Source organism: Lactobacillus crispatus (assembly GCF_018987235.1).
Classification (GTDB): domain Bacteria; phylum Bacillota; class Bacilli; order Lactobacillales; family Lactobacillaceae; genus Lactobacillus; species Lactobacillus crispatus.
Genome location: NZ_CP072197.1, coordinates 767,339 through 791,771 on the forward strand (window position 1 = coordinate 767,339; position 24,433 = coordinate 791,771).

The 24,433-nt window shown below is 37.6% G+C and carries 19 protein-coding genes, 1 tRNA gene and 2 pseudogenes; 18 read left to right on the top strand and 4 right to left on the bottom strand.

The annotated features are described in order from the left end of the window. The first annotated feature begins 163 nt into the window (after nucleotides 1–163). The 10 genes from J6L97_RS03845 to msrB all read left to right on the top strand — a co-directional run bounded on the left by J6L97_RS03845 (nucleotide 164) and on the right by msrB (nucleotide 12,096). Nucleotides 164–1,087: a dihydroorotate dehydrogenase gene (locus tag J6L97_RS03845; RefSeq protein WP_057726775.1), complete on the top strand. Its 924-nt coding sequence runs from the start codon at nucleotides 164–166 to the stop codon at nucleotides 1,085–1,087. A 168-nt stretch (nucleotides 1,088–1,255) separates the two neighbouring features. Further along, a complete protein-coding gene (pyrR, locus tag J6L97_RS03850; RefSeq protein ID WP_054832864.1) occupies nucleotides 1,256–1,798 on the top strand; it encodes a bifunctional pyr operon transcriptional regulator/uracil phosphoribosyltransferase PyrR in 543 nt (180 codons plus the stop codon). A 140-nt stretch (nucleotides 1,799–1,938) separates the two neighbouring features. After that, nucleotides 1,939–2,895, top strand: coding sequence for an aspartate carbamoyltransferase catalytic subunit (locus J6L97_RS03855; RefSeq protein WP_057726776.1), 957 nt, complete (start codon nucleotides 1,939–1,941; stop codon nucleotides 2,893–2,895). Then, on the top strand, nucleotides 2,895–4,172 hold the full coding sequence (locus J6L97_RS03860) for a dihydroorotase (RefSeq protein WP_057726777.1): 1,278 nt from the start codon (nucleotides 2,895–2,897) through the stop codon (nucleotides 4,170–4,172). The genes J6L97_RS03855 and J6L97_RS03860 overlap by 1 nt, the downstream gene beginning before the upstream one ends. After that, on the top strand, nucleotides 4,172–5,257 hold the full coding sequence (locus tag J6L97_RS03865) for a carbamoyl phosphate synthase small subunit (protein ID WP_005728149.1): 1,086 nt from the start codon (nucleotides 4,172–4,174) through the stop codon (nucleotides 5,255–5,257). The genes J6L97_RS03860 and J6L97_RS03865 overlap by 1 nt, the downstream gene beginning before the upstream one ends. After that, nucleotides 5,250–8,438, top strand: a complete 3,189-nt coding sequence (carB, locus tag J6L97_RS03870) for a carbamoyl-phosphate synthase large subunit (RefSeq protein ID WP_054832865.1) — start codon at nucleotides 5,250–5,252, stop codon at nucleotides 8,436–8,438. The genes J6L97_RS03865 and carB overlap by 8 nt, the downstream gene beginning before the upstream one ends. Nucleotides 8,439–8,701: 263 nt before the next feature. Continuing rightward, complete coding sequence (locus tag J6L97_RS03875) at nucleotides 8,702–10,228, top strand: L-lactate permease (protein WP_057726778.1); 1,527 nt, start codon at nucleotides 8,702–8,704, stop codon at nucleotides 10,226–10,228. Between the two features lie 144 nt (nucleotides 10,229–10,372). Next, on the top strand, nucleotides 10,373–11,236 hold the full coding sequence (locus J6L97_RS03880) for a GRP family sugar transporter (protein ID WP_013086553.1): 864 nt from the start codon (nucleotides 10,373–10,375) through the stop codon (nucleotides 11,234–11,236). 125 nt (nucleotides 11,237–11,361) lie between these two features. Next, on the top strand, nucleotides 11,362–11,643 hold the full coding sequence (locus J6L97_RS03885) for a hypothetical protein (protein WP_005726124.1): 282 nt from the start codon (nucleotides 11,362–11,364) through the stop codon (nucleotides 11,641–11,643). 15 nt (nucleotides 11,644–11,658) lie between these two features. Continuing rightward, nucleotides 11,659–12,096, top strand: coding sequence for a peptide-methionine (R)-S-oxide reductase MsrB (gene msrB, locus J6L97_RS03890; protein ID WP_057726779.1), 438 nt, complete (start codon nucleotides 11,659–11,661; stop codon nucleotides 12,094–12,096). A 56-nt stretch (nucleotides 12,097–12,152) separates the two neighbouring features. On the opposite strand, the gene J6L97_RS03895 is transcribed toward msrB, so the two are convergent. Then, nucleotides 12,153–14,534 (bottom strand): Xaa-Pro dipeptidyl-peptidase, encoded by a 2,382-nt coding sequence (locus tag J6L97_RS03895; protein WP_057726780.1) that lies wholly within the window; start codon nucleotides 14,532–14,534, stop codon nucleotides 12,153–12,155. 94 nt (nucleotides 14,535–14,628) lie between these two features. On the opposite strand from J6L97_RS03895, the pseudogene J6L97_RS03900 reads away from it, so the two are divergent. From J6L97_RS03900 to J6L97_RS03925, 6 genes and pseudogenes are all read left to right on the top strand, one after another. Further along, nucleotides 14,629–14,928, top strand: a pseudogene (locus tag J6L97_RS03900) (alpha/beta hydrolase); the annotation flags it as partial. 122 nt (nucleotides 14,929–15,050) lie between these two features. Continuing rightward, on the top strand, nucleotides 15,051–15,311 hold the full coding sequence (locus J6L97_RS03905; RefSeq protein WP_005719435.1) for a hypothetical protein: 261 nt from the start codon (nucleotides 15,051–15,053) through the stop codon (nucleotides 15,309–15,311). 121 nt (nucleotides 15,312–15,432) lie between these two features. Further along, the gene (locus J6L97_RS03910; protein ID WP_005721964.1) at nucleotides 15,433–15,759 is read left to right on the top strand and encodes a hypothetical protein; all 327 of its coding nucleotides are present in this window, start codon (nucleotides 15,433–15,435) and stop codon (nucleotides 15,757–15,759) included. Between the two features lie 59 nt (nucleotides 15,760–15,818). After that, a complete protein-coding gene (locus tag J6L97_RS03915) occupies nucleotides 15,819–16,634 on the top strand; it encodes a Cof-type HAD-IIB family hydrolase (RefSeq protein ID WP_013086548.1) in 816 nt (271 codons plus the stop codon). Nucleotides 16,635–16,967: 333 nt separating this feature from the next. Beyond that, nucleotides 16,968–18,540 (top strand): annotated as a pseudogene (locus tag J6L97_RS03920) (ATP-binding cassette domain-containing protein). Beyond that, nucleotides 18,540–20,120 (top strand): ATP-binding cassette domain-containing protein, encoded by a 1,581-nt coding sequence (locus J6L97_RS03925; protein WP_054832867.1) that lies wholly within the window; start codon nucleotides 18,540–18,542, stop codon nucleotides 20,118–20,120. The pseudogene J6L97_RS03920 and the gene J6L97_RS03925 overlap by 1 nt, the downstream one beginning before the upstream one ends. Nucleotides 20,121–20,165: 45 nt before the next feature. Here the strand turns inward: J6L97_RS03925 and J6L97_RS03930 are convergent, their stop codons facing one another. The 3 genes from J6L97_RS03930 to J6L97_RS03940 form a co-directional block, all read right to left on the bottom strand. Continuing rightward, nucleotides 20,166–20,522: an arsenate reductase family protein gene (locus J6L97_RS03930; RefSeq protein WP_005721969.1), complete on the bottom strand. Its 357-nt coding sequence runs from the start codon at nucleotides 20,520–20,522 to the stop codon at nucleotides 20,166–20,168. Nucleotides 20,523–20,534: 12 nt separating this feature from the next. Further along, nucleotides 20,535–21,431, bottom strand: coding sequence for an alpha/beta hydrolase (locus J6L97_RS03935; RefSeq protein WP_057726781.1), 897 nt, complete (start codon nucleotides 21,429–21,431; stop codon nucleotides 20,535–20,537). A 99-nt stretch (nucleotides 21,432–21,530) separates the two neighbouring features. Next, the gene (locus J6L97_RS03940; RefSeq protein ID WP_123811765.1) at nucleotides 21,531–22,565 is read right to left on the bottom strand and encodes an IS30 family transposase; all 1,035 of its coding nucleotides are present in this window, start codon (nucleotides 22,563–22,565) and stop codon (nucleotides 21,531–21,533) included. 199 nt (nucleotides 22,566–22,764) lie between these two features. Between J6L97_RS03940 and J6L97_RS03945 the strand changes: the two genes are divergently transcribed. Beyond that, nucleotides 22,765–22,838, top strand: a tRNA-Arg gene (locus tag J6L97_RS03945). Between the two features lie 262 nt (nucleotides 22,839–23,100). After that, a complete protein-coding gene (locus J6L97_RS03950) occupies nucleotides 23,101–24,339 on the top strand; it encodes a GH25 family lysozyme (protein ID WP_057727046.1) in 1,239 nt (412 codons plus the stop codon). Nucleotides 24,340–24,433: the final 94 nt, after the last annotated feature.

A 24,433-nucleotide genomic window follows, 5' to 3' on the forward strand; every position in this document is an offset into this window, starting at 1 on the left:
TGCGGTCTCTCTGTACCGTTTAAAGTTTGATCAAGGTGAAGTTTAACACCTCAAAAGTAAAAATACAAATAAAATTTTTGCTTGGAAAAAATTATAATCACGTGTAGAATCATTTCTTGAAAAAATAAAGAGTGTCCGTGAGCATTCATTTTGGAGGAAAATTATGGTTAATACACATGTAAAATTACCAGGTTTAGATTTGAAAAATCCAGTTATGCCAGCAAGTGGAACTTTTGGCTTCGGCGATGTGCCTGCAGCTAAGAAGTTTGACTTAAATGATCTTGGAGCAATGGTTATTAAGACAACTACGCCACATGCAACCACTGGTAATCCGCAACCACAGATTGCCGTTTTAGATGATGGGGTTTTGAATTCGGTTGGTCTTACTAATCCTGGTGTGGACAAGGTGATTAGTGAAAAGTTAGAACCATTGAGAAAGCAATATCCAGAATTACCGATCGTGGCTAGCGTTGGCGGTGATAGTGAAGCAGATTATGTTGAAGTAGCACAAAAGCTGTCAAATTCTGGCTTGGTTAATGCTTTAGAAATTAATGTTTCTTGTCCTAATGTGGCCCAAGGTGGAATGAGCTTTGGCGTGCATGCCGATGTGGTTGAAGAATTGACTAGAAAAATTAAAGCAGTTGTCAATATTCCAATTTATGTGAAGTTAACACCAAATGTGACTGATATCACTGTAATTGCTAAAGCTGCCGAAAAGGGTGGTGCCGATGGCTTATCGATGATCAATACATTGCTAGGGATGCGAATTGACGTGAAAAAACGCAGACCACTGTTAGGCCATAATATGGGCGGTTTATCAGGTGAGGCTGTTAAGCCAATAGCTATTAGAATGATTAGTCAAGTGCGTCAAATTACTTCTTTGCCAATTATTGGCATGGGTGGCATTGCTTCGGCCGAAGATGTGGTGGAATTTATGTTAGTAGGTGCTAATGCCGTAGCGGTTGGTACTGCTCATTTTAAAGATAGTATTGCTTCTAAGCATATTGCAGATGCCTTGCCGCAAGAACTTGAAAAATTAGGCATTGAAGATATCAATGAATTAGTTGGTCAAGTAAAATTTAATTAGAGCTTGACAAACGTTTCTAATTACAGTAACTTTAAAGCAATGAATGTCCTTTAAAATTAGTCTCGTGAGGCTAGCAAGGCAGGCTTAACTTAAGTTTCGACTTTACTAAAGCTCCTAGTCTCAGTTGAGATTGGGAGCTTTTTTCATGGGCAGAATTAGGAGGCTATAATGGCAAAAGAAATCTGGGATGCACTAGCAATGAAGCGTGCTTTAACCCGTATTACTTACGAGATCATTGAACAAAATAAAGGAACCGATGATTTGGTTTTGGTAGGGATTAAAACGCGAGGCGTTTACTTGGCTAAACGAATTCATGACCGTATTCAGAAATTGGAAGGCGTTGATGTACCAGTTGGTGAATTGGACATTACCTTATATCGGGATGATCGTCATGATGCTAGTTTAAAGCAAGATCCAGTTGTCAATTCTGATCAAGTTGGTGTTAATATTGATGACAAGCATGTTGTTTTGGTTGATGATGTTATCTATACTGGACGAACAATCAGAGCGGCGATGGATGCTTTGATGCACGTTGGTCGCCCAAGTTCAATCAGAGTCGCAGTGCTAGTTGATCGTGGTCACCGTGAATTGCCAATTCGTGCTGATTTTGTTGGTAAAAATATTCCAACTTCTGCCGATGAACAGGTTGCTGTTAATGTAATTGAGAAGGACGGCAAAGATTCAGTTGAACTGAAGGCTTTACCAAAATAAAAAGAAGATAGTTAAATATCCAACCATTTAATTGACTCCAGAGAGGGCCAGAAGGGTTGATTTCTTTTCGTGTACACGGGAAGACTCTAGGCCTGGAGCAATTAAATGCTTCAGGCTTTTTTGTATAGAAAGAATAGAAAATGGAAAATTTAAATCTTGTTAATTTACCACATTTTGTGAGTGTTGAAAATTTGGATAGTAATGAAGTAGAAGCCTTAATCAGGAGAGCTGAGTACTTCAAAAAAGGCGGTGCAACACCACGTTTAACTAAGCCAGTTTATGTAACTAATATGTTTTTTGAAGATTCATCTAGAACACATACGAGCTTTGAAATGGCTGAAAGAAAACTAGGTTTGACAGTTATTCCTTTTGATCCGGCTCATTCGTCTGTTAATAAGGGTGAAACCTTATATGACACTTCATTAATTATGAACGCCTTAGGTGTCAACTTAGAAGTGATTCGTCACTCACAGAATGAGTATTACAATGATTTGATTAACTTAAAAGAACATCAACATTTAAATATTGGTGTGATTAACGCTGGAGATGGTAGCGGTCAACATCCTAGCCAATGTATGCTCGATATGATGACTATTCATGAACATTTTGGCCACTTTAAAGGCTTAAAGGTTGCAATTGTTGGTGATATTACTAATTCTAGGGTTGCAAAAAGTGACATGGAACTTTTGACTAGGTTGGGCGCTGAAGTTTACTTCTCAGGTCCAAGTTACTGGTATGATAAAGAATTCGATCAATATGGTAAGTATGAAGAAATTGATCAATTAGTTTCAAATATGGACGTGATGATGCTCTTACGGGTTCAACATGAACGTCATGCAGGCGATCCTAATGAAAAGACTTTTAATGCTAAAGCATATCACGAAAAATATGGTATTAATCATCAACGCTATAGTGCATTGAAGCCCGACACCATCATCATGCATCCGGGTCCAATTAACCATGATGTTGAACTTAGCGGTGATTTAGTTGAAAGCGATAAGTGCATGTTTGTCAGACAAATGCAAAATGGTGTGTTCATGCGTATGGCAATGATCGAGGCAGTATTGCGCGGTAGACGACTTGGAGGATTAGAATAATGGCAACAGTAATTAAGAATGGCACAGTTTATCAAAATGGTCGTCTAATTAAAGCAGATGTTTTAATTGAAGATCAAAAGATTAAAGCAATAGGGACTAACTTAACGGCAGATAAAGAGATTGATGCAAGTGGCAAGCTAGTTAGTCCTGGACTGGTTGATGTCCACGTTCATTATCGTGATCCCGGACAAACTTACAAGGAAGATATTAAAACCGGTAGTGAAGCCGCTGCTCATGGTGGTTTTACTATGGTAGGGGCAATGCCTAATGTAACGCCTGTACCTAATACGCCTGAGCTAATGCAAAAAATGGTACAAGAAAACAATGAAAAAGGTGTGGTTCATATTTTTCAATATGGACCAATCACTAATGATGAAACTACTGATGTCATTCCTGATTATGCAGCATTGAAAAAGGCTGGTGCTTTTGCCTTAAGTAATGATGGTCATGGAGTCCAAACTGCTCAAACGATGTATTTGGCAATGCAAAAAGCCAAGGAAAATAATTTGATCATTGCTACTCATGCACAAGACGATTCGCTTTTTAATAAAGGGATCGTGAATGAAGGACCTAAAGCCAAGGAATTAAACTTGCCGCCAGTAACTGAATTAGCAGAAACAACGCAAATTGCTAGAGACTTGCTTTTAGCACAAAAAACGGGCGTCCATTATCATATTTGCCATGTATCAACTAAAACTAGTGTGGAACTGGTTCGAATGGCTAAGGCGCGTGGAATCAATGTTACCTGTGAAGTAGCGCCACACCATATTTTATTAACAGATGACGATATTCCTAAGGACAACGGTTATTATAAGATGAATCCGCCATTGAGAAATAAGGAAGATCAAGCGGCGTTACTAGTGGGACTACTAGACGGTACAATCGATTTAATTGCGACTGACCATGCTCCTCATGCTCGCAATGAAAAAGAAGGTGGCATGAAGGGCGCATCATTTGGTATTACTGGTAGTGAAACAGCATTTTCTACTTTATATACTAAATTTGTCAAAGAAGAAAAAGTCTTCACCTTGGAGCAGCTTTTATCATGGCTCTCCGATAAACCAGCTAAAACGTTTGGCTTAAAAAATGCCGGGGTACTTGAACCGGGTAAGCCAGCTGATATTGCGATTTTTGACTTAGACCATGAAACTGAATTAAAAGAAGAAGACTATAAGTCAAAAGGCGTTAATACACCATTTACGGGCGACAAGGTGTATGGTGAAACTGTAATGACCATGGTTGATGGTCAGGTTGTATACAGAAGGGATGAACAATAATGCGGTATTTAATCCTAGAAGATGGTAGCATCTATGCTGGCGAGGGTTTTGGCGCTGATTGCGAAACAGTTGGTGAAGTTGTATTTACAACAGGGATGACTGGTTATCAAGAAGCAATTACCGACCAATCTTATGCCGATCAGATTTTGGTTTTCACTAATCCTTTAATTGGAAACTATGGTATTACCTTGGCAGATTATGAGTCACTTGAGCCAAGGATCAAAGGCGTAATTTGTCACCAGGTTGCCCGTCATCCTGATAATTGGCGAATGCAGACAACCTTACCAAAGTTTTTGGAGCATTTAAACATTCCGGGTATTCAGGGAATTGACACGCGTGAATTAGTTAAAAAATTGAGAGTTCACGGTACATTACGTGGTAAGATTGCAGATTCAAAAGAAAATGCAGAAAAAATTGCGGCAGAATTAAAGACTAAGAATGTAACTCAAGGTGTAATTAGCCGAGTATCAACCAAGTCACCATATCCAGTTCCTGGTTCGAAACGCAATATTGTGGTTATCGACTTTGGAATTAAACACAGTATTTTGCGTGAACTAGCAGAACGTGATTGTAATTGTATTGTTTTACCATATACAGCTACTGCCCAAGAAGTATTAAACCTTCATCCAGATGGTGTTCTTTTGAGTAACGGCCCTGGTGATCCAGAAGAAATGGTAGAGGCAACTAAAATGGTGCGTGAAGTAGAAAAGCATGTTCCTTTGATGGGAATTTGTATGGGACACCAAGTCTTTGCTTTAGCTAATGGGGCTAAAACTTACAAGATGAAATTTGGGCACCGCGGTTTTAATCACCCTGTACGAGAGATTGCAACTGGTAATATTGGTTTTACTTCACAAAACCATGGTTATGCTGTGTCTGCAGATTCAATTGACAAGGATAACTTAATGATTACCCACGTTGAAGTCAATGATGGGACGGTTGAAGGGTTACGTCATAAGAAATATCCTGCATTTTCAGTGCAATTTCACCCTGATGCAACACCGGGTCCTCATGATGAGGTTTCATTATTCGACGACTTTATGTCAATGATTGATCAGAGAAAGGAAGAAGAGCGTCATGCCTAAAAGAACAGATATTCATAAGATTATGGTGATTGGCTCAGGTCCAATTATTATTGGTCAAGCTGCAGAATTTGATTATTCTGGTACACAGGCATGCTTGGCTCTGCGCGAAGAAGGCTATGAAGTAGTTTTAGTTAATTCCAACCCAGCTACGATCATGACTGATACAACAATTGCAGATAAGGTGTACATTGAACCTCTGACAGTTGAATCGATTTCACGAATTATTCGTCAAGAATATCCTGATGCTATTTTGCCAACACTTGGCGGTCAAGTGGGCTTAAACATGGCTATGGAACTTGCCAAAACAGGAATTTTGGATGAATTACACATCGAGCTTCTAGGTACTAAGCTGCAATCTATTGAACAAGCCGAAGACCGTGAAAAATTTAAGGAATTATGTAAGTCATTAGGTGAACCAGTTCCACCTTCTAAGACAGTTAATACAGTCGAAGATGCCTTAGCTTTTGGAGATGAGATTGGCTATCCGATCATTGTTCGTCCCGCCTTTACGATGGGTGGTACCGGTGGTGGTATCTGTAATAATCATGAAGAATTAGCAGAGATTGCCAAAAATGGATTGGAACTTTCCCCTGTAACTGAATGTTTGATTGAAAAATCAATTGCGGGCTATAAAGAAGTAGAATTTGAAGTAATGCGCGACCATGATGACAATGCAATGATTGTCTGCTGCATGGAAAACTTTGATCCGGTAGGGATTCACACTGGTGATTCAATTGTCTTTTCACCAAGTCAAACTTTATCTGATAAGGAATATCAGATGCTTCGTGATTGTTCACTGCGTTTGATTAGGGCTTTGAAAATTGAAGGGGGATGCAACGTTCAACTTGCTCTTGACCCAAATAGCTTTAATTATGATGTAATTGAAGTAAATCCGCGTGTTTCAAGATCATCTGCTTTAGCTTCTAAGGCAACTGGTTATCCAATTGCTAAGATGGCTGCTAAAATTGCAGTAGGAATGACTTTGGATGAAATTAAGAACCCAGTAACGGGAACAACCTATGCAGAATTTGAACCTGCATTAGACTATGTAGTCTGCAAGATACCACGCTGGCCATTTGATAAGTTCCCTAAGGCTGATCGCGTTTTGGGCACCCAAATGAAAGCAACCGGTGAAGTTATGGCAATTGGCCGTACTGCAGAAGAAGCTATGCAAAAAGCGGTAAGATCACTAGAAATTGATGAAAAAGATCTTTACTCACCAGAAGCACACGTAGCTAGTGATGACCAATTAGAGCAAAAATTAGTCAAAGCTCAAGATGATCGTCTCTTCTATTTAGCTGAGGCATTTAGACGTGGTTATTCAGCTGAAGATATTCATGAATTAACGAAGATTAATTTCTACTTTTTAGATATCGTGCAACATATGGTTGAATTGGAAAAGACACTTGAGGAAAATAAAGATGATGTTGATGTATTGCGCTTAGCTAAGAAATATGGCTTTAGTGATCCAACGATTGCCTCTTTGTGGAATGAAACTGCAGATGAGGTAAGAGCATTTCGGAAAAAGCATGGCATCATCCCAGTCTACAAGATGGTTGATACATGTGCTGCTGAGTTTGAATCAAAGACACCATACTTTTATTCAACTTATGATGCTGAAAATGAATCACATAAGACTGGTAAGAAGTCGGTGATCGTTATTGGCTCAGGTCCAATCAGAATCGGTCAAGGTGTTGAATTCGATTATGCGACTGTTCACTGTGTCAAGGCCTTGCAAAAGATGGGCTACGAAGCAATTGTTATCAATTCTAATCCTGAAACTGTTTCAACTGACTTCTCTATCTCAGATAAATTATACTTTGAACCATTAACTTTGGAAGATGTCTTGAATGTCTGCGACTTGGAAAAGCCAGAAGGCGTGATTGTTCAATTTGGTGGTCAAACCTCAATCAATTTGGCTCATGGCTTAGAAGAACATGGCGTCAAGATTTTAGGCACTAAAGTAGCTGATGTTAACCGTGCAGAAGACCGTGAACTGTTTGATCAAATCATTAAGCAACTTCATTTGAATCAGCCTCAAGGTTTAACTGCAACTACTCATGAAGGCGTACTTGAAGCTGCTGATAAGCTAGGCTATCCAGTTTTAGTCCGTCCAAGTTATGTTTTGGGTGGTAAGGCGATGGAAATTGTCTACACCAAGGCAGAGTTAGAAGAATACTTGCAAGACCACGTTGATATTGCAGCAGACCACCCAATCTTGGTTGATGATTATCTTGATGGTCGTGAATGTGATGTTGATGCAATTAGTGATGGTAAGGAAGTTCTTTTGCCAGGAATCATGGAACATATTGAGCATGCCGGTGTCCACTCTGGTGACTCAATGGCTGTTTATCCACCACAAACCTTCTCTGATGAAGTTAAAGAAAAGATTACTGATGTCACTAGAAAGCTTGCTTTGACGTTGAACTGTGTCGGCATTATGAACATTCAATTCATTGTCAGAGATGGTGAAGTTTACGTAATTGAAGTTAACCCTCGGGCAAGTAGAACAGTGCCATTTTTAAGCAAGATCACGGGTATTGAAATGGCTCAGGTCGCTACCCGAGTAATTATGGGCGAAAGTTTGGCTGAACAGGGCTACGGTGATGGTCTTGCCCCAGAGCCAGACATGATCTCTGTTAAAGCACCAGTCTTCTCCTTCAGCAAATTATCGGACGTTGATGCATATCTCGGGCCAGAAATGAAATCGACAGGTGAAGTAATGGGGAGTGATCACACTTTTGCCAAAGCTCTCTACAAAGCTTTTGCAGGTGCTAAGATGCAATTGCCTGAAAATGGTAATGTATTACTTACCATCGAAGATCGAGACAAAGAAAAGATTTTACCAATTGCCAAGAGATTTGCGCGGATTGGCTACAGAATCTTTGCTACTAAGGGTACAGCTGATTTCTTGCGTAGTCATGATTTGCATGTTGATCCAGTAACTAAAGTGCATGAAGATGAAGACGCCAAGGATAATATCTTGAATGAATTAAGAAATGGCAAGATTGACTTGGTTATCAATACGATGGGTCACGATATTGAAAAGAATTCTGATGGCTTCATCATTAGACAGGTTGCCATTGGTCAAAATGTACCATTGATTACAGCACTTGATACTGCAGATGCTTTGCTTACTAGCTTGGAGAATAGATCATTTGCTACTGATGCTTTGAAGTAGGATAGTTGAATAGATAAAAATAATGCATTTCTCTATTGAAGTAGGAGAATGCATTATTTTTTATGCAAAAAATAATTTTCACAAGTGAGCTAATAATTCTGAGATAAATAAACGATAGATAGCATTCAATCAAGATATTGTGAAAAAAATATGTATCACAAACTTTATTATAGAGCCATGAGTAAGAATATTTCACTATCTTTTGTAAGCGAATACATTTATAATCTGAGATAAGGAAGTGAAGTGTTTAGGGGGGAATAAAAATGTGGATTTCGTTTTTATTGGCTTTAATTCCAATTATTTGGCTTATTTACTCTTTGGCAATTCGAAAAATGCCTGCTATTAAAGCATGCAGCATTGGACTATTAATTACTATCGTATTGGCTATACTGGGATTTAACCTCTCTATAGTTGACACTTTGACGGGTGCTTTAGAGGGCATTCTGATGGGGCTATGGCCAATTGTTTATGTAATCGTGGCTGCACTGTTTACTTATAATGTAAGCAATTATTCAGGTGGAATTAAAATTATTCAAGATACTTTGTCGTCAATCACTATTGATCAGCGTATTTTAGTTTTGATTATCGCATGGGGATTTGGCGGATTCTTAGAAGCAATTGCAGGTTTTGGGACAGCAGTTGCAATTCCCGCTGGGATATTAATTGGATTTGGTCTTAATCCGATTAATGCCGCCGTAATTTGTTTAATTGCTAATACTACACCAACTGCCTTTGGTGCAATTGGATTACCAGTGATTACACTGAGTGACGTAACTAATTTGCCCGTTACTCCATTATCATTTGTTATTACTTTACAACTTGCATTATTAATTATTATAATTCCGTTTTTATTGGTGATTCTAACAGGTGGCGGAGTTAAAGCTATCAAAGGAGTGGGATTAATTACCCTGATGTCTGGTTTGTCATTTTCAATTCCGCAAATTTTGGTAGCAAAATTTGTTGGTCCAGAGTTACCAGCAATTGTTGGTTCAATTTGTTGTATTTTGACTACAGTTCTGATGGCAAAATTATATCATCATCAAGATAATGACATAAAAGAGAATATTGAGAAGCACAGCGCTATCGAAATTTTGCGTGCAAGTTCACCATTTATTTTAGTGTTCGTATTTGTGGTTCTTGCTTCATCACTGTTTCCAAATATTCAGCATCTATTGGGAAAAGTGACTTCTTATATTAAGGTATATACTGGGAAAGATACAGAACTGTTTAAGATTAATTGGCTTTCTTCACCAGGAACATTAATTTTGCTAGCTACTTTTATTGGTGGATTAATTCAAAAAGTTAGTTTCAAGAAATTAGGACAAATCTTAAAATCAACAATTTTTGGATTATGGAAAACATTAATTACAATTTGTTCTATTGTGGCTTTAGCCAAGGTAATGGGCTACGCAGGAATGACTTCAGCAATTGCGGCAGCATTAGTAGTTCTAATGGGACCAATATATCCATTAGTTGCACCGTTAATTGGTGCTTTGGGTACGTTTATTACAGGATCTGATACCTCAGCTAATGTTCTTTTTGGTAACCTGCAATTGTCTTCAGCTAAGGCTTTAGGCGTAAATAGTAATTGGGTAGTTGGTTCAAATATGGTGGGAGCAACTGCTGGAAAGATGATCTCACCTCAGAGTATAGCTGTTGCTTCAGCTGCAATTGGACAAGATGGATCTGAATCAATAATTTTGAAGCAAGTGGCTAAATGGTGCTTATTGTATTTGGGAATAATTTGTATATTCCTATATGGAATAGGCTTTGCCGTAGGATTTTTATAAAAATAATTTAAATAACTCTTGGTGTTCTGATATATATTGATTTGCACTTGTCATCCATTAATAGTAAATCGCTTGCATTAAAAGCGCTTTCGTTGATAGAATGCTTTTTGTAACTTTTTTACATTAATAAGGGAGACAAAACAAATGAGTTATTTATTTCTGTTTATTCCGGCAATAGGATGGGGTCTTATGCCCATGTTTGTTGCTGGTGTCAAGAAGAGTAACATTTACCACCAAATTTTAGGTACCGTTCTTGGTGCATTTATCTTTGGTGCTGCAGTTACTCTCATTAAGCGTCCATCTTTTAATGCGACTACTTTTATTTTAGCAATGTTAGCTGGTGCTGCTTGGGTTATTGGTCAAGTTGGTCAGTATTACAGTTATTCCAAGGTTGGGGTTTCTGAAACTATGCCAATTTCAACTGGTTTGCAGTTGATCGGTGTGCCACTTGTAGGTGTGTTGATCTTTAGTGAATGGGCAAGCACTCAAGCTAAATTGTTTGGATTTTTAGGGATCTTAGCTTTAATTATTGGTGTAGCATTTACATCATTGACTGACAAAGGTACATCTGAGGGTGGAAAAAAGAATCAGACCACTACAATGATTGTGCTGGTATTGACTACACTTGGTTACATTACTTCAAGTTCCATTCCAAAGGCCTTGAAGGGTGACAGCGTAATGATTTTCTTTGCTGAAACCATTGGAATGTTGGTTGCAGCAATTGTTTATTTAATTGCAACTAAGCAAACACAAGTCTTTAAGGAAAAAGAAAGTTATCAAGTAATTCCTGCCGGTGTGATTTACGCAATTGCTGCTCTTGCATACATTGTTTCAGTTAAGATGAACGGTGTAAACCTAGCCTTTGTTATGTCACAACTTTGTGTCGTTATTTCTACTCTTGGTGGTATCCTTTTCTTACACGAAAAGAAGACACAAAAAGGTCTTATTTATACTGTGATCGGTTTAATATTAATTGTTGCCGGTGCAGTTTTGACCTCAGTATTTTAATGAATTTTAAATAAATATTGAATGAACTCCAACATGATAATTGTTGGAGTTTTTGAGTAAAAAAGTCATGAATAAATATAAAATGAATTAAAATATAAGTAGAAGCCAAAGAGAGGATGATTTCTATGAGTGATAATACAGTATACGTGATCGACGGTCGTCGGTATGCACGTAATGGAGAAATTGTCGAGCATAATGTGCATGTTTATAGTTCTTATCAAAATCTGATTGCTGCATTTAAGCCATTTTTGGAAGTTTCAAATAAAGAAGTGCATATGAATGGCAAAAATGAGATGCTTCAGGTTAGAATATATGATCCATCAAATCAATTTTTGACAAAATATAAATTTGATATTTATGAAAAGAAAATAGATAATTTCTTTCCAAGTACTACTGAACATATTTAGCAAAGGAATGATCCAATGACTTTTAACAAAGAAGAAAAAGAGCAAGCTTTAAAGCGGCTAACTGATGAGGAATATAACGTAACTCAAAAGGCCGCTACAGAATATCCTTTTACCGGAAAATATGATGATTTTTATGAAAAGGGGATTTACGTTGATGTAGTGTCAGGTGAGCCACTTTTTTCAAGCTTAGATAAGTATAATGCAGGCTGTGGTTGGCCTAGTTTTACTAAGCCAATTAAGAAATTAACTTACCACCGCGATCAATCGCACGGAATGGAGAGAACAGAAGTTAAAAGTCCCGAAGCTGATTCTCACTTAGGTCATGTTTTTACTGACGGCCCAGTGGATCGAGGTGGTTTACGTTACTGCATTAATTCCGCAGCATTGAGATTTATTCCATATGATCAGTTGGAACAGGCTGGCTATGGTGAATATAAGAAAATATTTGAATAAAAAATACGGCAGATACTTAAAATAAATATCTGCCGTATTAGTTTATATATTAAAAATTATTTCTCATAGAACTTAATTTCAGTATTGGCCAAATCAACTGTATAAGTTTCTTCTTCAAGTGGTCGTTTAGTCATTCCTTCATCAGTTGAGTAGATGATCAAGGCCAACTTACTACCAGATGGAAGAGTGTAGTAGGTAGGTTGAAGCAAGAAGTCTAAATCGTAGAACTTGTCAGCATCAATCTTCTCAGGTCTTTTCATGTCCTTATAGTTTTGTAAGTTCATGTGAGCCTTAGTGATCAACTTAGCCTTAGTCTTCTTGTCCGGCACAAATTCTTGCAAAGTATCAGTGCCAAATCTATAGCCAAGTTCTTGACCGCCGCGCATTAAGAACTTAGGTGTAGCGGTTAAGCGTCTTCTTTCTCCCAATTCAACTAAAGCAACAGAAATTTGTCCCTTAGGTAAGCTGCCTTTAACTCTAACTTTTACTTCAGGACGACCGACAATCGTAGTTGGGTGAATAAATTCGTCTGTTTTAAAACGCAAACTTGGTTTAGCCCATTTTTCATCACCACAGATGAATTTGTATAGCCAGTCGCTTTCTGAGATGTCAGCCTTCTTAAATTCAATGCCACCTTCATCGACAAATGATTGTTGTGCTTTGCCATTGCCATCTTGGAAAAGCTCGCCGTCATCAGTTGGGTAGTAGGTCTTCTTTTGACCTAATTCATTTGACCAATCCTTTTCTTCGTGCCACTTGTCAGCTTGCAAGTTGTCCTGGATCATGACGGTTGGCCATTGCTTGTAAGCATTGTTTTCAATCCCTAGTAATTCATGTACAAACCAAAGGTTCATCAAGTCAGTAAAATCAATAGAAACAAAGTTGTTCATATTGTAGTGAGGACCTTGGTGTAGGAAAAGATGATGCTTCATTGGCATTTTTTTGACTAGTTGCCAAATTTTATAAACATTCTTTGGCTTAACGTTCCAGTCATTTAAACCGTGAACAGAAATCCAAGAACATTTGATGCCGTCAGCGTGATGGCGGTAGTTTCTTGCTTCCCAAAAGTTGGAATATTGACCGGTTTCACGGTCTTCTTTTGTTAAAAGCTCTTTTTGCATCTTGTCGTATTCTGGTTTGATCTTTAAGTAAGAACCTGCATCCCACAAGTTTGATTGACAAGTTTCAGCCAGTAAATCAAGGTCTTCACCTTGGCAGGCTTCGGGTGCGATTACCAAACCGTGTTCACGGTAATAGTCATACCAAGAAGAAATAGCGGCTTCAGAAACCACAGTTTTCAAGCCTTTAACCCCAGTAGTGGCAATAGCAATTTGCAAAGTGCCTAAATATGAACGACCAGTCATTCCGATATTGCCATTGCACCAGTCAGCTTTAGTTTGAACAGATCTAGTACGATCAGTGTAAGCGATACGATCGCCGTGGAGCCATTCGATAACTGCAGCAGCTGATTCAGTTTCTTCAGGTGCACCAGTAATACGAACTCCATCACTACCGCGGGTACCAATTGCTCCAGCAAAAACACTGGCAAAACCACGAGCAAGCATATACTCATTTAATGGATAAGAAGATTTATGTACTGCTTCTTCGGTAGCTGGGTGGTTAGAGTCGTCTGGCTGCTTTGCTTTAACTATTGGTGAATGAACATATTGTGGATCATTCCAATCGGCGGCATCAGATAAATTTTCGTCAACATTATGGTTACGCTTTTCATTAGCGATAATTCCGCCGAAATATGGTGAAGCAGTATAAAGGGCAGGCACTTTTAAGCCTTTGTTAGTTTCAGCTGGTCGGAAAACAGTAACTTGAATCAAGTCACTCTTACCATCATGATCAGTATCAAGATCAGTTTCAACGTAAACAACTTCACGAATTACTTTGTTGGTATCGAAGACAGGAATAGCTTTGCCATTGAAAAATTTAAACTTATTTTGTCCCCAGAATTGAGTAAAGTACCCCTTACCAGCCATTACATCGAGCAAAATTTGACCGTTTTTGGCGCGAGTATTGAGCAAACGATAAAAAGCAGAGATTAACTTTTTGACATCAGAAATGTCTTGGACAAAAGGTAAAGCATTCTTTTGCATAAAGCCGGTTGGATCGGCTAATTCGTAGTCATAATGAACATGATAGCCAAGTAATTGTAAGGCTACATTATAGAATTGAGCAGTACCAATTGATTCAGGCTTTCCTTTTAAAAAGTCAGCTAAAGTTTGCTCATTTGAAACAGCAAATTCAGATAATTTTGTTGTCTTAGCAGCGTCAGTTTTTGCTTCAGCAATTGTCATTTTAACGAGCTTGCCCAGCAAATCGTTAAAATTCCAGTCTGCATAATTTTTAGGTAAGAAATTGATGTCGATTAATTCTTTTACTTGTTGATCGAAGTCAGTTTCGACATAAGCGTATTGATTATATTTCATATTTTTCTCCTTTGCAGTTTAATTACTTTCTATTTTACTTTTAATTGTGGCTATAACCAATAGATATGAAAATTAATAAGTAAGAAATATTTTTTTAAAATTGAATTCTGCCGGAAAACCGAACAAAATGAATGCTAGCTATCGGAAAATGACGGGTGTAAGAGAAACATATCCGAAAAATAAAGTTCGTGTTTTAAACATCATTGGTGATATTGGTGGTCAAACCGATGGAACAGTACCCAATGTATCATCTTTGTCATTAAAGTATTTAGTGGCAGATCGTGCTAAAAGCTATCAGGTAGTGAAGTTTACTGGAAAAAATGCACGTCACTCCAAGTTGCATGAGAATCCAAAAGTAGATAAAGTATTAATCAAATTCCTGTGGAATAAATAAAGTTAATAATAGGCATGCGAACGTATGTCTATTTTTTGTGCCTTTTCTTAATCCAATTACTTGAATTATAAAATAATGCGTGTATAATATTCATCTAATTAATAAAGAAAGGGCATGGTTTTATGAAGCTATTAAAGACTAAAATCTTAACAATTCTGTGTGGCTTGCTAACATTGAACGGCTTAGCCATGTTGTTTTCAGGATTGATTATCCAAATGGACGAAGTTGCTGATTTTGATTCAGCCCAAAGTTTAGCAGTTGCTAATTCGACTAATGCCATTATTTTGGCAGGAATTATTATGATTTTGCTTTTTGGGGCATTGTTTTTCGATGGTTGGGCTAAGCTCAAGAACAGGCATGCTAAGCACGTTAAGTTAGTTTAATAGAATAGATAAGACTAGCTCTGAAGTGAGCTAGTCTTTTTTTGCCCAAAATTAAAGTCTTCTTTACCGTTTTTTTACTTTTGCATGTGATAATGAGCCAAAATTAATCAGGGAGATAGTTATGGGATTCTGGTATTATTATGTTTTGCCATTAGTGACGGCTATTTTATTCGTTTGGCTAGGAAACCGAGTTATGGTGACTAAAAAATGGATTAGCATAATTTTTTACTCATTAGCTGGAGTAGGCTATTTAATTGCATCGGTTTTTGCTGTTTTTTATATCTATGCAACAGTAGAAGAAATTTTAACGCCAGATATTTTAACAAAAATAGGTTGGCATTATTTTTGGAGTGATAATTTTATTTTTCTTCTTACCAGCACTGTTCTATTAACAATTAGCTATTTTGTACTAAAACGTGGTAGATTACGCAGATTACGGATGAAATAGGATGCTCAAAAATGATAAGATTATTTTTGGAAAAAATAGAATAATGATGGGGTGAAAAAATGACTTTACCATTTAAGGCAGTTGCTGTAGATATGGACGGCACGTTTTTAGATGATCGTAAGCAGTTTAATCACAAGGAATTTGATCAAATTTTGACTGAATTTGAAAAACGAGGAGTACATTTTATCGTGGCTTCAGGGCGTCCTTATGTTAGATTGAAGCAGGACTTTGGCAAGTTTGCCAGCAGAATGGATTTCGTAACTTTGAATGGCTCGAGATTAATCATCAAGGGTCAAGAAGCTGGCAGTTATTTGCTTAATCGCGATGACGTTTTAAAGCTAATTCATGATGTACATGTGAAATATGGTGAAATGGCTACAATGGTTTTTGGCCGAGATATTGCATATTTGCATAGCAATGTTGAAAAAGATGAACGCGACTTTTTGGCTTACTTTGCTGGTAATAGTACCGTGATTGATGACTGGAATGATTTGCCAGAACAGATTTATCAGATAACCTTTGGCATGGATAGTTCCAAGGCAGCGGAGATTGAACGTGATTTTAATTTTGAACATAATAACCAGATCTCTGCTTTTGCTTCCGCAACTTTTGCCATTGATGTTAACACACAAGGCGTTAATAAGGGTGCCGGATTAAAGCATCTCCTAGAAAAGATGGGGATGACTGGGGATGATCTGATTGCTTTTGGAGACGGTGGCAATGATATTGACATGCTTGACTTTGCCAAATATTCTTATGCGATGGCTAATGGCATGGATAAGGTAAAAAAGCACGCCAAATATATTGCACCAGCTAATACGGAGAACGGTGTTTTCAAAGTTTTGCAAAAATATTTAGCTGAAGATAAAAAATAGCTTGTAAAATTAAATTAATATGATATAGTTTTAATTAACTTATAGAAATAGAGGAAATTGCCATATGATTCGTTTACTGAATCTCTAATATTTGATTTGTTGTTTAGCAAAATACTGTCTTTGCACCTTGTTTAGTGCACCCATTTTTTGCTTGCATACCAAGTATTAGCAGTAGATGAATTGAGGGTGGTTTTCTTTATCAAAATCAACCTTTATTTGTTGCACTGTTAATAGGATGTGAGCATCCAGAACAGTGCTTTTTCTTTGCGACAAATCATGTTAGAGATTTTTTTGCTGATTATACGTTTTTGTCAAAAAAGAATGAGGAAAATAATGGGTTTAAGAGATTATATTAAAGCTAACCGTCAGCGGGCAATGTTAGTTCTGTTTTTGATTACGCTAACGCAACTGACAACTACAATGTACACCTACTTAACTAGTCCGCAGTTAAATGCAATTGCAAGTGGTAAATTCGAACTGTTTTTGGAATTAATCTTTGTACAATTTTTAATTGGACAGGTCTGCAATGTCAGTTTTAATTGGGGAAGTTTACAAAATACCAAACAAACACAGACACTTTTTCATCAGGTAAGACAGCGAATTATACGACATTATTATCAGCAGCCTGAAGACAAAGTTTCAGAGATGGAAAATCATTTGGGAAATGACTTGCAGTTAGTGCAAGAGAGTTACTATAATGTTTACTTCTATTTTGTTTGTGACTTATATTTTAACTATTGGTACGCTGTTTACCTTTCATTGGATATTGGTTGTCTATACGTTATTAGTTACTTTGCTTGCAGTAGTAGTGCCGAAATTGACTGAAAAATATACCAATCGAGCAACTAAAGCTGTTTCTATCCAAAATAAGCAATTTTTGCAGTTGTTAGAAAAATGGTTCAAGGGTTTAGATGAGCTGCGACGCTACCAGAATAAAGTTGTTTTGAAAAAGGTGGTGGGACAACAGAGTCAGAAACTAGAGCAGAGTGAATATCAGCGAGATAAATTGCTACATTATACTAGCTTAGTGTCTGCGATATTTAATATAGCTGGTCGTGTTGGTGTTCCATTTATTGCTGGAATTTTGTTTTTCAATCATCAGGTAAATTTAGGAGCGATTCTGACAGCGGGATATTTTGCCAATGGAATTTTTTATAGTGTAGATAGTTGCGTGAACAGATATACGCAATTAAAATCAACGAAAACTTTGCGGGATGATCTGGCTAAATTGCAAAAGTGTTTACCAGAAAAAGGGTATGATTCTTTAAAACAAATCGCTACCGTTCAAATAAAAAGCTTGTCAGTACAATATCCAAATGGTGAAGGAATTACTTATCCTGACTTTGAACTGAAGAATGGTGAAAAGGTTTTATTGACTGGTGATTCAGGTACAGGAAAATCAACTTTATTAAAAGTTTTGTTAGGGCAAATTAAGCCAAGTACGGGTGAAGTAATCTATTGCGATAAAACAGGAAAAAAGATCAAACCTGATTTACGTCAATTAGGTTATTTGGCACAGGACTTATTGATCTTTCCTGGCAGTATTCAAGAAAATATTACTATGTTTAAGCCTAAGCTTAATAAAAAAGCTGTACAAGTGATTCATAAGACGGTTTTTGATAGTGATCAAGCGCGTTTGAAAAATGGGATAGAGACACAGCTTGATCCACAACAGGAATTGCTGTCTGGTGGACAGAAACAAAAGGTAGTTTTAATGCGGGCGTTGTTGCATGAGAAGCCGATTCTGTACTTAGATGAAGCAACTAGTGCAATTGATCAACAAGCAACGACAAAAATCTTCCAAAACTTAATGCAAAGTAGAGCAACAATTTTGGCCGTTGCACACAATTTAACCGTAGAACAACGAGCATTGTTTGATCGTGAAGTTCACTTGGAGGGAAAATAATGAGTAGCAAAGAATTATTTAAACTTAATCCAATTAAATTCTGTCTGGCTATGGGACTACAGATTATTGCAGCAGTTGGCGAAGTAGTTGTAGCTTATGTGTTAACTTTGCAATTTGATGCTGCCAAAAATAGAAACTTGAGTTTATTTTTAACTTGGACATTAATCCAGCTGTCTAGCTATGTCATGGTATTCTTATTCTATAATTTGGCGGGAATCATTTGGCAAAAGTTGATTCAAAATTACCTGCATTTAATTCGGCAAGAACTAACAGATCATTATTTTGCCGATAGTCAAAAGCATGCGGTTAGTGCAGTGCAAAATCGGATGACTAATGATTTGAAACTGTTACATAATGACTATTTAGATTCGTTCCGCTATGTAGTAGGGATGCTAGCCGGTATTGTCGGTGTAGCCTTTAGCTTGGTGACTTTTCAGTGGAGTTTGTTAGTTGCTTGTTTAATTTTTGCCGCAATTCAGATTTATTTACCTAAATTACTGGATAAGCCATTACAAAAAGCTACTGAAAAGGTATCAGTAGCTAATCGAAAGTATTTGAAGACTTTAGGTGATTGGTTAATTGGCTTATCAGAAGTTCGTCGCTATTTGGCTAGCGATAAGCTTTTTAAGACTATTGCTGAAAATTCAGGACGCTTGGAAGCAGCAAATATTGAGAAGGAAAAAGTAGATCAGGAATTAGATTATCTGAATCAATTGGCTTATTCATTAGGAGATGTGCTAATCTTTCTTTTAACTGGATTTTTGGTAGTGAATAATTGGGCTGCTTTTGGTTTGATTGCCAGCATTGGCAACTTCAATGGAGCACTATTTGGTTCTTTGCAAGGAGTTGCTAATTATGGTGGAAGAATGCGAGCAACGAAGAAATTGCGAGAAGAGATTTTTGTAGCTAGAAAGAAAATTCAGTCTGAACAGAAAAGTAATTTAGAACAAGCGGTTAGTTTTTCAATCCATAATTTAGCTATCGATTTTAGAAACGGTGAGGCCGTGACTTTCCCAGATTTCCAAGTTAAAGCTGGAGAGAAAATTTTACTAACAGGTGATTCAGGTACAGGAAAATCAACTTTACTCAAATTGATTTTAGGTGAATTGCAAGCCAGTCGCGGCAAGATTCAATACTTTAATCAAAAGGGTGAAAAGATTCAACCTGATTTAGCTGAAATTGGCTATTTGCCGCAAGATCCAGTGTTATTCCCAGTAACGATTGTTGAAAATATTACGATGTTCAATTCAAAATTGCTAAGTCGAGTTAAATCAGCCATTGAAAAAGTTCAATTTGCAGGAGATATTGCTAAGTTTTCGGCCGGCATTGAGACTAAGATTGACCTTGATCAATTGAATATTTCTGGTGGTCAGAGGCAGAAAATTGTTTTAGCTAGAAGCATGGTGCACCAGAGCAAGTTGATTTTGATTGATGAGGCGACAAGTGCAATTGATCAGGCGGCTACGATGAAAATTTTGCGTCAGTTGACTAAGACGGATGCAACGATTGTATTCATTGCTCACAACTTTAATCAAGAAATGCATCAATTGTTTGATCGTGAAATTCATTTAAAGAAATAAAAACAAGCTCATAACCTCAAAGTTACAGGTTATGGGCTTGTTTTATTATAGCCAAATTTGTTCGAAAATATCTTCTTTAAAACCGCAAGTTAAATTACTGTCATCAACGACTAATGGCCGCTTGATTAACTTACCATTTTTTGACATCATATCTGCAGCTTCTTCAATCGTCATTGTTGGCACTTTTTCTTTCAAATTTTCTCTGCGGTAATCTTGACCGTGTGTATTGAAGAAATATTTTAGACCACGATCTTGATATTTGGTCATCCATTTTACCAAGTCTTCTTTTTTCGGTGGCTGTTCAACTAAATCTTGAAATTCGTAGTTGACCTGATGGTCATCCATCCACTTGCGTGCTTTACGTGAGGTAGAGCAACGTTTATAACCATAAAATTTAATCATTATTTTCCGTCCTTATTTTTGTAAAAATTTTCTAAAAAATTCAATTTCTTCATCATTGGCGATATCAGCTAGCTCGTCTTTTTGATCAACAAAGAACACATGACCGCGAGGATTGTCTTCATCACCATAGGACTTGCAGATGGCGTGAACACCGCGACCGAGCAAGAAGCCAAAGAGGGTAAATTGCATGTCATGCAAAAAATCCTTGTTAGCCGTGATTAAAAAAGTCGGCAAGAAATTGTGATTGATATATTTTTCAACGTCGAGTTGTTCATGATACTTGTTAACTGCATTTTTAGTGAAGTAGGCGCTAGCCATGCCATCTAAATTGCTTGGGGTTAACATGAAGGAAGCAGCACAATTCAAGCCGACAGCCCTAAATTTTAAGTTCAATGGTTTGTAAGAAAATAACTTGGCATAATCTGGATTAGTCAAAATAGTGACATACTGCTCAGCCATTTGACCACCGGCGCTGTCGCCAACGATAAAAACGTTGTTGCGATCTAGACGATATTCTTCAGCGTGCTCATCAACCCAATGCATGTAGCGATCAACATCGTCTAATTCATCAGGGAATTCCGCCTTTTCTGGTGCAAGACGATAGTTGGGATTGATGAAAGCAAAACCGCGCTTAGCTAAACCCATTCCATAATATTGGTAGATTTCTTTAGTACCATAAACCCAACCACCGCCGTGAATATTGATGATGACAGGGAAGGGAGCTTCGTGCTTTTTGGGTAAATAAACATCTAAAGTATGCCACTTTTCATCTGGACCATAAGGCAGATTATCAAGACGTTCAACTTCAGGGATGTCGTGAGGCAAGCCACTGTCACGTTTGGTGTCATGCTGATATGCACCATCTCTAAAGTCAGTAACAAACTTTTTGATTTTATCTTTAAGTTCCATGATTGTTCTCTTTTCTAGTAATTATCTATGTTAACTCAATTATACTTTAATTGAATTTGAAAAAATACCTGAATTGTCAAATTAAGTGCAACAGTTAGGCTATGAGGAAATATATTGCTTGAAGAGTTCTTCTGCTGTGTGATATTGAAGGATTCGACGATGTTTGCGGTTAATGGCATCAGTTGCCTGTTGAACATAAGCAGCTGACTTATCTTTCATGCTTTTGCCTTTAGGGAAGAATTGACGCAGAAGTCCATTGCAGTTCTCATTGGTGCCTCTTTCCCATGGAGAATATGGGTGGGCGAAGTAGATCTGGCAGCCTTTGATCTTGGTCATATCCGCAAACTCAGAGCCATTGTCAAACGTGATCGATTTAAACCAGGCAGGATGTCTGTCAATCTCATTTTGAAGCAGCCTTTGGCATGTGCTTGCCCGATAGTCAGGAATCTTGATAACTACTTCAAAGCGTGTGGTTCTTTCGGTCAAAGTCATTAAAGCAGGCTGATTCTTGCGTCTGACGCCTTTAACCAGATCTCCTTCCCAGTGCAGCGGCGTTTTTCTGTCTTCAATCTCTTTAGGACGCTGTTCAATGGAATTGCCAAGATTCTTCTTGTGCAAAGCATGACCGCTCTGGCCGTGATGACGCTTGTTCCTGCGTCTTTTGAGCTTCATAGGCAGATCAATATTGCTTATGTCCAGCAAGCCCTGATCAATATAGCGATAGACAGTTGGTGTGCTGGGACAAGGGTAGCCTGGCATAGTCCTTTTGAATTCACCAACGAATTCATCGATGCTGGTGGCATCAAATTTAGCTTTGAAGCGTCTGGAGAGCATTCTCAAAAAGACAGCATAATGCTTCAATGGATTGCGCTGATAGCAGTTTTTGCGACGCTTCTCATAATAAAGCTGTGCAGTATCAGCGTAATAGTGCTCATACAATAAATAGCTGCTGTCTCTTTGCAGGACGCTTCCGCGTTTGATTTCGCGACTGATTGTCGACTTATGGCAGCCGACTTCTTGAGCGATAACAGTACGGGAAGTTATGCCGGAATCCAGCATTGCTTGAATTTGTCCACGTTGTACGCTGGTTAATTGATGATAGTGCTTAGAAATGCTAGAATTTGAATTGGTCATGAAGATCTTCCTTTCTTGATTTTTCGTCACTTCAAGTTTAGGTCTTCATGGCCTTTTTGTTTAACACTTAGTGTTGCACTTCAATTTTAAATCCGGGATTTGAAAAAATAAAAACTTTTTTGAAAAATCCTCTTGCATTTTAATTAACGTTTCCCTATAATAGTTTATGTTCTGTTGAGGACATACAAACATACAAGATGGTCTGGTAGCTCAGCTGGATAGAGCAACAGTCTTCTAAACTGTGGGTCGTGGGTTCGAATCTCACCCGGATCATAAATTAAGCCTGTAAGCATTGGTCTTACAGGCTTTTTACATACCTTAGGTATCTATGTGCTAAATTTTACTACAAAGACAATATTTTTTTACATTTGATATTGTATGATACAAATATATGACAATTATTAACTTAATCTTACATTATTAGTGAATCAGTTGACTAAAGTTTGGAACGAGCTTATCCTAAAATTGATTTCCAAAAAATAGGATCGACAAGTGTGAACGACAACTATTTTTAACATTATCGGAGGAATTAAGATTGACTACAACCAAAAAAATCATTGTTAGATTGGCATGCGCGACTGTTCTTGGTACGGCAGGGGTAGCGCTGACACAAGTAAATAGACCACAAACTGCAGTTGTGAACGCTGCAACTACCTCTGTTGCAGCCCGCGCACTTGGAGTTGATGTTGCTAGTTATCAAAACGCTGACTTGTCAAGTCATGCGCAAGCTGGAGCACAATTTGCAATTGTTAAAGTTAGCGAAGGTACTTCCTATCGTAACCCTAAAGCATCAAGTCAAATTTCAACGGCTTTATCAAATAATATGATGCCAATGGCATATCACTTTGCTACTTTTAGTTCAAATGCAAGTGCTGCTGCTGCAGAAGCAAATCATGCAATTCAAACTGCACAAGCATTTGGACTACCTAAGGGCTCATATATTGCTTGTGACTATGAAACGGGCTCAGGCAATAACATTTATGGTGGTAAAACGCCAACGGCTAATGCAATTATTGCTTTTATGGACACTATAAAAAATGCAGGCTATAAGCCACTTCTTTATGCTAGTTCATCAGTTTTACAAAATAATATTGATACTAATAGTGTAATTGCCAAGTATCCTAACTCATTGTGGGTCGCTTCATACGCTATTTCAGGTAGAATTGATAGTCCAAACTTCAATTACTTCCCATCAATGAATGGCGTTTCAATTTGGCAATTTACTGATAATTGGAAGGGATTAAGCGTTGATGGAAATATTGCTGTTTTACCATTATCAATTGACGGTAATGTAACTTCCAACAATGGCGCAATTTCACAAGCTCCAGCTACCAGCAACACCAATTCTGCTAGCTCTTCAAATGCTTCATCAAATACTTCGAATAAGAGTACTTCATCAGATGATGATAAGGGTTCAGCAACTGCTGGCTATGTGATGAAGAAATCATATATCTATAATAAAAAGGGTGAGCGTCAAAGCGGCTACTATGTAGCTTATACTAATATTACTCATTATGGTGTAGTGACTCTTGATAATGATAAGACTGCCTTAAACATGGGCAATGGTCGTTACATTATGGCAAGTAATGTTTTAGGTAATTCACGTGTACTTAAGCACAATGCTTATGTATATAATAACAAGGGAAACCGCGCTAACTGGAGAGTGCTTAGAAAAGGTACGCCAATTAAGACCTATGGTTCACGGATGCGCGTTAATGGTAAAAGCTGTTACCGAATCGGACGTAACATGTACGTTAAGGCGGCTAACTTTTAATTAAAAAATTGAATTTATCAAGAAGGAATTAAGCTTAAAGGTTTAATTCCTTTTTTCCTGCCGTTTTTTGTATAATTAAAAGTATTCAGGAAAC